This is a genomic window from Craurococcus roseus, assembly GCF_039523795.1.
GTDB lineage: Bacteria > Pseudomonadota > Alphaproteobacteria > Acetobacterales > Acetobacteraceae > Craurococcus > Craurococcus roseus.
The window spans coordinates 1-6,628 of sequence record NZ_BAAAFZ010000026.1; the positions used below are offsets into that span (position 1 = coordinate 1).

General features: G+C 72.1%; 5 protein-coding genes and 1 pseudogene. 1 reads left to right on the plus strand and 5 read right to left on the minus strand.

What is annotated here, in order from left to right; genetic code table 11:
• Positions 1 to 138: 138 nt before the first annotated feature.
• Together ABD067_RS10445 and efp are read right to left on the minus strand one after the other, a co-directional pair.
• Positions 139 to 1,071 carry an inositol monophosphatase family protein gene (locus ABD067_RS10445; RefSeq protein ID WP_343895225.1) on the minus strand — a complete coding sequence of 311 codons (933 nt, stop codon included), beginning with the start codon at positions 1,069 to 1,071 and terminating at the stop codon, positions 139 to 141.
• Between the two features lie 10 nt (positions 1,072 to 1,081).
• Positions 1,082 to 1,651, minus strand: coding sequence for an elongation factor P (gene efp / locus ABD067_RS10450; protein ID WP_343895226.1), 570 nt, complete (start codon positions 1,649 to 1,651; stop codon positions 1,082 to 1,084).
• A gap of 531 nt (positions 1,652 to 2,182) precedes the next feature.
• Here efp and ABD067_RS10455 point away from each other — a divergent pair.
• Positions 2,183 to 3,850: a phosphate ABC transporter substrate-binding/OmpA family protein gene (locus ABD067_RS10455; protein ID WP_343895227.1), complete on the plus strand. Its 1,668-nt coding sequence runs from the start codon at positions 2,183 to 2,185 to the stop codon at positions 3,848 to 3,850.
• Positions 3,851 to 4,760: 910 nt separating this feature from the next.
• Here ABD067_RS10455 and ABD067_RS10460 read toward each other — a convergent pair.
• The 3 genes and pseudogenes from ABD067_RS10460 to ABD067_RS10470 form a co-directional block, all read right to left on the minus strand.
• Positions 4,761 to 5,162 carry a roadblock/LC7 domain-containing protein gene (locus ABD067_RS10460; protein WP_343895229.1) on the minus strand — a complete coding sequence of 134 codons (402 nt, stop codon included), beginning with the start codon at positions 5,160 to 5,162 and terminating at the stop codon, positions 4,761 to 4,763.
• 13 nt (positions 5,163 to 5,175) lie between these two features.
• Positions 5,176 to 5,700, minus strand: coding sequence for a GTP-binding protein (locus tag ABD067_RS10465; RefSeq protein WP_343895230.1), 525 nt, complete (start codon positions 5,698 to 5,700; stop codon positions 5,176 to 5,178).
• Positions 5,697 to 6,628, minus strand: a pseudogene (locus ABD067_RS10470) (hypothetical protein); the annotation flags it as partial. The pseudogene ABD067_RS10470 and the gene ABD067_RS10465, both read right to left, overlap by 4 nt.

Here is a 6,628-nt window from a genome sequence, read left to right on the forward strand (position 1 = left end):
GCCGGCCTCCGCCGCCCCCCACGGCCACGCCGCGGACGCGAGGACGAGCGCGGCGCCGAATCGGGCAGCGCCGCGCCGCTGGGGGAAGGGGGGCGGCATCACCGAATCAGCCTAGGCCAAGCGTTTCCAGGGGTCCATTCAACCCCCGGCGGGCGGTTCCGGCGCGGCGGGGGCGGCGCCCTGGCGCCGCTCGGCGCCGGTGGCGGCGGCGGCGGCCTTGCGGGAGCCCTCGCGGCCGGAGCGCTGGGCCGAGGCCGCGGCGATGCCCTCGGACACGATGTCGCGCAAACGGCCCTGCAAGGACGGGTTCCCGGCGACCACGTCGCCGCCCGGCCAAGCGTCGCCCCCGTCCGGGTCCGTGGCGAAGCCGCCCGCTTCCCGCACCATCACCAGGCCGGCGGCCATGTCCCAGGGGTGGATGCCCAGCTCCCAGTAGCCGTCGTAGCGCCCGGCCGCGGTCCAGGCGAGGTCGAGCGCCGCCGAGCCGAAGCGCCGCACGCCCGCGACCTGGGGCATGACGCGCCCGAGGATCTGGGTGAACTCCGCTTTGCGCGGGATGGAAGCGAAGGGGATGCCGGTGGCGAACACCGCTTCGCGGAGGTCCTTGCGCCCGGACACGCGCAACCGCCGGTCATTCAGGAAGGCGCCCATGCCGCGCTCGGCCCAGAACATCTCGTCGACGGCGGGGTTGTAGACCACGCCGGCAACCACCTCGCTGGTGCCCGCGCCCGTCCGCTTCTCGATGCCCACGCTGATCGCCCAGTGCGGGATGCCGTGGAGGAAGTTGGTGGTGCCGTCGAGCGGGTCCACCACCCAACGCCATTCCCAGTCCGCGTCGCCCGAGATGCCGGACTCTTCCATGTGGAAGGCGAAGCCGGGGCGGGCGCGGGACAGTTCCTTGCGCAGCATCTCCTCGGCCAGCAGGTCGGCCTGCGACACGAAATCGCCGGCTCCCTTCACGCTGACCTGGAGCTTTTCCGCCTCGCCGAAGTCGCGCAGCAGCCGCCGCCCGGTCTTGTGGACGGCGTTGACCACGGCGTTGAGCTGCGGGGAAAGGCGGGGCGAAGCCATGGCCGGCGCGTCAGCCCTTCGCCCGTTCCACGTAGGAGGCGTCCTCGGTCTTCACCACCACCTTCTCGCCGGCGGTGACGAAGGGCGGCACCATGGTCTTGACGCCGTTGGAGAGCAGGGCGGGCTTGTAGGAGGAGGAGGCGGTCTGCCCCTTCACCACCGGGTCGGCTTCCGTGATTTCCAAAGTCACCGTTTCCGGCAGGGTCATCGCCACCGGCTCGCCTTCGATCAGGCGGACGTTCACCGTCATGTTCTCGACCAGGAACGGCAGCCGGTCGCCCAGGATGTCCTTGGGAACGGTGGTCTGCTCGTAGCTCTCGGGGTCCATCAAGACCAGATTGTCGCCGTCGGCGTAGGAGTAGGTGTACTCCTTGTCCTCGGTCGTCAGCCGCTCGACGGTGTCGGCGGTGCGCCAGCGCTGGTCCTTCTTGGCGCCGCTCTTGACGTTGCGCATCTCCACCTGGATCACGGCGGCGCCCTTGCCAGGGATCATGATGTTCTGCTTGAGGACGGTGTAGCGCTGGCCTTCGAACTCGATGACCATGCCGGCGCGCATCTGGTTGGCCTGCATCTTCGCCATGGTGGGCTGCCTGATCCGAACGGTTGGGAATGAGCGTGGGGCGCGCGCGCAGCGCTGCGCCCCGGTCGGGGCGGGGTGTAGTGGCGCCCGGGTCCAGAGGCAACGGCCGGCGTGAGGAGCGCCCGGCGCAGGGGCCGGCCGGAGTCCCTCCCGCCCCGAAGCCCAGGGCGCCCGCGCCCGAGGGCCGCACAGCCGAACCGGCGCATCGGGGAAATCCCTGTGCGAGTTTATTGAATACCTCAAACATTTAATCTAAGGTTGGGATGGCGGTTCACCCCCTGGACCGGGCCGGCGACAGGCCGGCCATCGGGGCAGGATTGTGGCCCGAGAAGCACGAGGGCGCGCTTTATCAACCTGAAGTTGCCAAAGCTTGGTCAGAAGGTGCCCGGCGTCCCAGATTTTAGTTGTTGGGTCGCAATTACCTGTGGTCCAGCTCGCGGCGATGTGAAATCATAAGTGCGTTGTCGTGGTCTTTGGATGCAACCAATGGGCGATGCGACGAGCGGCCCGAGAGTGAGGTTTACGGAATTGATGAACAAGCGACATGCTCGGGCCGCCCTGAAGGGGCTCTGCCTGACGGCCGTGGCCCTCGCCCCCGCGGCGGCCCTCGCCGAAGAGGTGAGGCTGACGCTGCGCAACGGCGGCAGCGTCTGCGGCGTGATCACCTCCGAGGCCGGCGGCACCGTCACCATGATGACTGGGCAGGGCTCCCGCGCGGTGCCGTCCAGCCAAGTGGCGTCGCGCAAGGCCGAGGACTGCGGCGGCGGCCAAGCGGCCGCGGCCCCGAACCGCGGCGCCGCGCCGCAGGCCGCCGCGGGCGCGCAGACCGCCCAGGCCCCGGCCCGCCCGGCGGCCCCGGCCGCCGCGTCGAACCAGCTCCCCCCGGGCCGCGAACTCAAGATGTCCGGCGTCGCCGACATCGGCGAACTCTTGATGCCCGACCTCGTGGACGGCTACATCGCCGGCATGGGCCTCCGCCCGAAGGGCTGGTCACAGGGCGCGACGCCCGAGCAGCGCTTCCAGGACGGGCGCGACGGCCGCGGCCAGCCGCAGCGCCGCCTTTCCATCGAGCGTACCGGCCCGGGCGACGCCTTCGTGGCCCTCGGCGAGCGCCGGGCCGACATCGCCATGTCCACCCGCGCGCCCAACGAGCAGGAAGCGTCAGGCGTGCAGCGGGCCCTCGGCGTGGACCTCGTCACCGCGCAGCACGAGAACGTCCTCGCGGTCGACGGCCTCGCGGTGATCGTGCACCCGGACAACCCGGTGCAGCGCCTCAAGATGGAGCAGATCCGCGACATCTTCGCCGGCGCCATCACCAACTGGAACGCCGTCGGCGGCCCGAACCGCCCGATCCGCGTCGTCGCGGCCGAGCCGGGCGCCGGCGCGACGGAGCAGTTCGTCGGCGAGGTGATGAGCGAGAAGCCGATGGCCGGCAACGTCGAGCGCATGCCGTCCAACTCGCAGATCGCCAACACGGTGGCGGCGGAACCGGGCGCCATTGGCTACGTCGGCATGGCCTTCGTCGGCCGCGCCCGCGCGCTGAACCTGGTCGCGTCCTGCGGGATCGAGTTCCCCGCCGGCTCCTTCGAGGTGAAGACGCAGGACTACCCGCTGGAGCGGCGCCTGTTCCTCTACTCCGGCGCCAAAGGCAACCCGATGGTGGAGGACTTCGTCCGCTACATCGCCTCGCCGGCGGGGGCGGAGGTGATCTCGGACGCGGGCTTCATCGCGCTCCAGCCGACCCTCGGCACGCGCGAGTACACCCAGTTCCGCCTGCTCGACGCCACGCGCGCCGCGCCGACGGCGCCGGACCCGCGCTACATACAGGCGATGGCCGACTACTCGCTGGCCGTGCGGCAGTCGCTGCGCCTGTCCTCGACCTTCCGCTTCGACGCCGGCAGCCAGTCGCTCGACACGCTCGGCCAAAGCGAGGTGGAGCGCGTGGCCGAGTTCATGAAGCGGCCCGAGAACGCCAAGTACAAGGTCAACGTCCTCGGCTTCTCCGACAACATCGGCGCCTTCGGCCAGCAGCGCTCCGTGTCCGAGAAGCGCGCGAAGGAGGTGGCGCAGCAGCTCAAGCAGCGCGGTGTGACCGTGAACCAGATCGCGGGCTTCGGCTACGTCGCCCCGGTTGCGTGCGAAGAGGACGCCAACGCCCCGGCCAAGAACCGGCGCGTGGAGCTCTGGCTGAGCCAATGACGTTTCCGGCTTGGCGCCCGTGAGGGCGCCCGGCCAACGCGAAGTTACGGATGCGGGCGGCCCCGATCGGGAGATCGGGGCCGCTTCGCCGTTCCCGCCCCGTTGGGACTCCCCGTGGGGCCCCGGGGTAACCGGCGCGTCGCCGGCGGCAGCGTCCCCCAGCGCACCCGTCGGCCACCGCCCATTCTGCGACCGGGGCGGACCGAAACCAGAAGCGACGGGTTCCACATAGCAGAGGCTTCCACGGGCCGGCGCCGGTGGCGGAGCCAAGCCGTGCCCGCCGGCACGCCCGGGGCCTGCGTCGTCGGCCCCGCGAAGCCCGGACCCGTGGTGGCCCGGCCGGCGCCACCACGGCGCAGATCCATCGGGTGCAATTCTCGTTTCCCGCCTCCGGACAGCCGGCGAGCGTGCGCGGCGCGCAGCCGGTTCTGCCAGGCAGTGTCGCCCGGCCCGTGCGTCCGTTCGAAGCCGGCCTCGTGGCTTGGTGCAGAGAAGGGGCCGCCGCGATCGGGGCGGGCCCTCGCCCTACGTCGCCGCCCCGGTCACCCCGTGGACCGGCTGGCAGCGCCGGCCGGAGCCCGGTTCCGCCGGCGCGGGAAACGCGCCCGCTGACAGGGGAGGGGCCACCGCCGGCCTGGACCGGCGCGCGGCGCCCCGGGGGACTCGGCGCGTCGCCGGCTTCGGTGTTGGCGCTCCGGGAACGCGGCGGGCCCCGGGCGAATTGGCGCGGCCGCCGCCCACCGACCGCGCCGGCGGGGCAGGGGCAAGGGCGGGAGCGGGGGGCGGGCCGCCGCCACGGCCGCCGGAACGCGGAAACGCCGCCCGGGAAGGGCGGCGTGCGGTGCGGACGACCGGTGCGGACGCGCTGTCTCGTGGGCGGCGACCCGGCGCGGGCCGCCGGGGCGGCCCGTCAGGCCGGTTGGGCCTCCAGCATCGCGCCGATCTCCTTGCTCGCCGTGTTGCAGCAGTTGAGCAGCAGGCCGAGGCTCGTCTGCGGGCTCGTCATGGCGGCGAGCACCAGTTCGCTCGCGGCGCCCCGCAGGCCGAGGATCACGATCCGGCCGCGGTCCGCGGCGAGGATGATGTCATGGCAGGTGCCGAGCTCGGCCTCGCCGACGATGCCGTCGGCCAAGGCGTGCATGGTGCCCGTCATCACGCTGAGCTTCTCGTCCGCCCCGACACCGTGGCTCGCGACCTCGGCGCCGTCCTTGGTGGCGACCGTCGCCCACTTCAGCCCGGGGCAGTTCTTGGCGAGGCGGCCGAGCGCCGCCTGGGCGGCCGCGGCGAGCGCGGGCTTGTTCTCGGAATTCATGTCCCTCAATCCTTCACCGGGTCGTCTCGAGCAGCGCCTCGAGCATCATGATGATGTGGTCGTGCCGCCTCGCGTCGATGCTGAAGACCGGGAGGGGCATCTCGCGCGCCTCCAGCAGGTCGTAGTAGGGCTGCAGCGGCGCGTCCGGCTTTTCGTCCGTGTGCGTCACGCCGATGACGGCGGTGGAGTCCTCGATGGTGTCCTTGAACAGGTCGAGGTAGTAGCGGAGGTCGTCCACCGGGTCCTGGCACGCGTGGTCGATCAGGATCACCACGCCCAGCGCGCCGCGCGCCAGGATCTTGCACATGAAGTCGTAGCGGCGCTGGCCCGGCGTGCCGAAGATCAGCAGCCGCCGCTCCTTGTCCAGCGTCAGCGACCCGTAGTCGAGCGCGACGGTGGTGGTGGTCTTGTCGCCGCGGACCTTGTCCGCGCTGACCGGCACGTCGGTGCGGACCGGGGGGATGTCGCTGATCGTGCTGACGACCGTCGTCTTCCCCGCGCCCATGCTGCCGGTGATGATGAGCTTGATGTCCTTCACGAGCGGAAGATCCTCAACCGGCCCAGGATGTTCTTGAAGAGGGAGATCCGCTCGCGGCCCTTCTTGGAGACCACGGGCAGCTCCACCGCCGCGATCTCCTCGGGCGTGGCGTCCTTGCGCTCCAGGATGCCGAGCTCGCCGCACGCGTCGAGGAAGGCGGCCGTCTGGGCGGGCGCCACGCCGCCAGAGCCGGCGAGCGCGTGCAGGCCCGCCTGCTGCCGCGTCAGGATGCCGCACCAGTGCATGTGGTGCGGCTCGTGCGGCAGGTTGCCGAGGTCGGGCCAGCGCTTGAGGCGGAACAGGGCCGACTCGTGGGAGGCGATGCTCTCCGGCGGCGTCCGGATGCAGGCCAGCCACATGAGTTGCTCGAACGGGCGGGCCGCCTCGTCCTTGCAACCGGCCGCGTCGCGGGCTTCGTCCATGCTGGCGAAGGGCAGCACGCGCACCGGGCGGTTGCCCTGCCCGAGCCAGTCGAAGATCTCCGGCGCGGCGCCGGCCGAGAACCAGGCGCGCGCGTTCGGCATCACGCAAACCGACTTCAGCCCCGGCCCTTCCAGCACGGCTGCCTTTTCCGAGGCGCGGAGGCCGCGCAGCGCGTCCAGCATCGTGCGCGCTTCGGAAACGGTGCCGAGGGTGGCGAAGCGCATCCGCCGCAGGATGTCCTTGATGTCCGCCTCGTCCTGGGCGGGCTCCGCCGCCGCTTCGGTTTCGACGGCCCATTTCGGCGGGGGCGGCGCCTCCTCCTCCGCACGGGGGGCGAAACCGGCGGGTTCGGGAACCGGCGCCGGGGCCGGGGCCGCCGGCGCGGGGACCGCCTGGGCCGGAACCGTCGCCGCGGCTTCGGGCGGCTCACGGCGCTCCGCCACGGCGACGGGCGCATCCTCCGACACCGGGCCGGCCGTGGCCGGCGCCGATTCCGGCGGCCGGA

Coding starts and splice junctions, on each gene's coding strand:
- ABD067_RS10445 (WP_343895225.1), bottom strand. CDS start 1,071: ATGGCTTCGCCCCGCCTTTCCCCGCAGCTCAACGCCGTGGTCAACGCC.
- efp (WP_343895226.1), bottom strand. CDS start 1,651: ATGGCGAAGATGCAGGCCAACCAGATGCGCGCCGGCATGGTCATCGAG.
- ABD067_RS10455 (WP_343895227.1), top strand. CDS start 2,183: ATGAACAAGCGACATGCTCGGGCCGCCCTGAAGGGGCTCTGCCTGACG.
- ABD067_RS10460 (WP_343895229.1), bottom strand. CDS start 5,162: ATGAATTCCGAGAACAAGCCCGCGCTCGCCGCGGCCGCCCAGGCGGCG.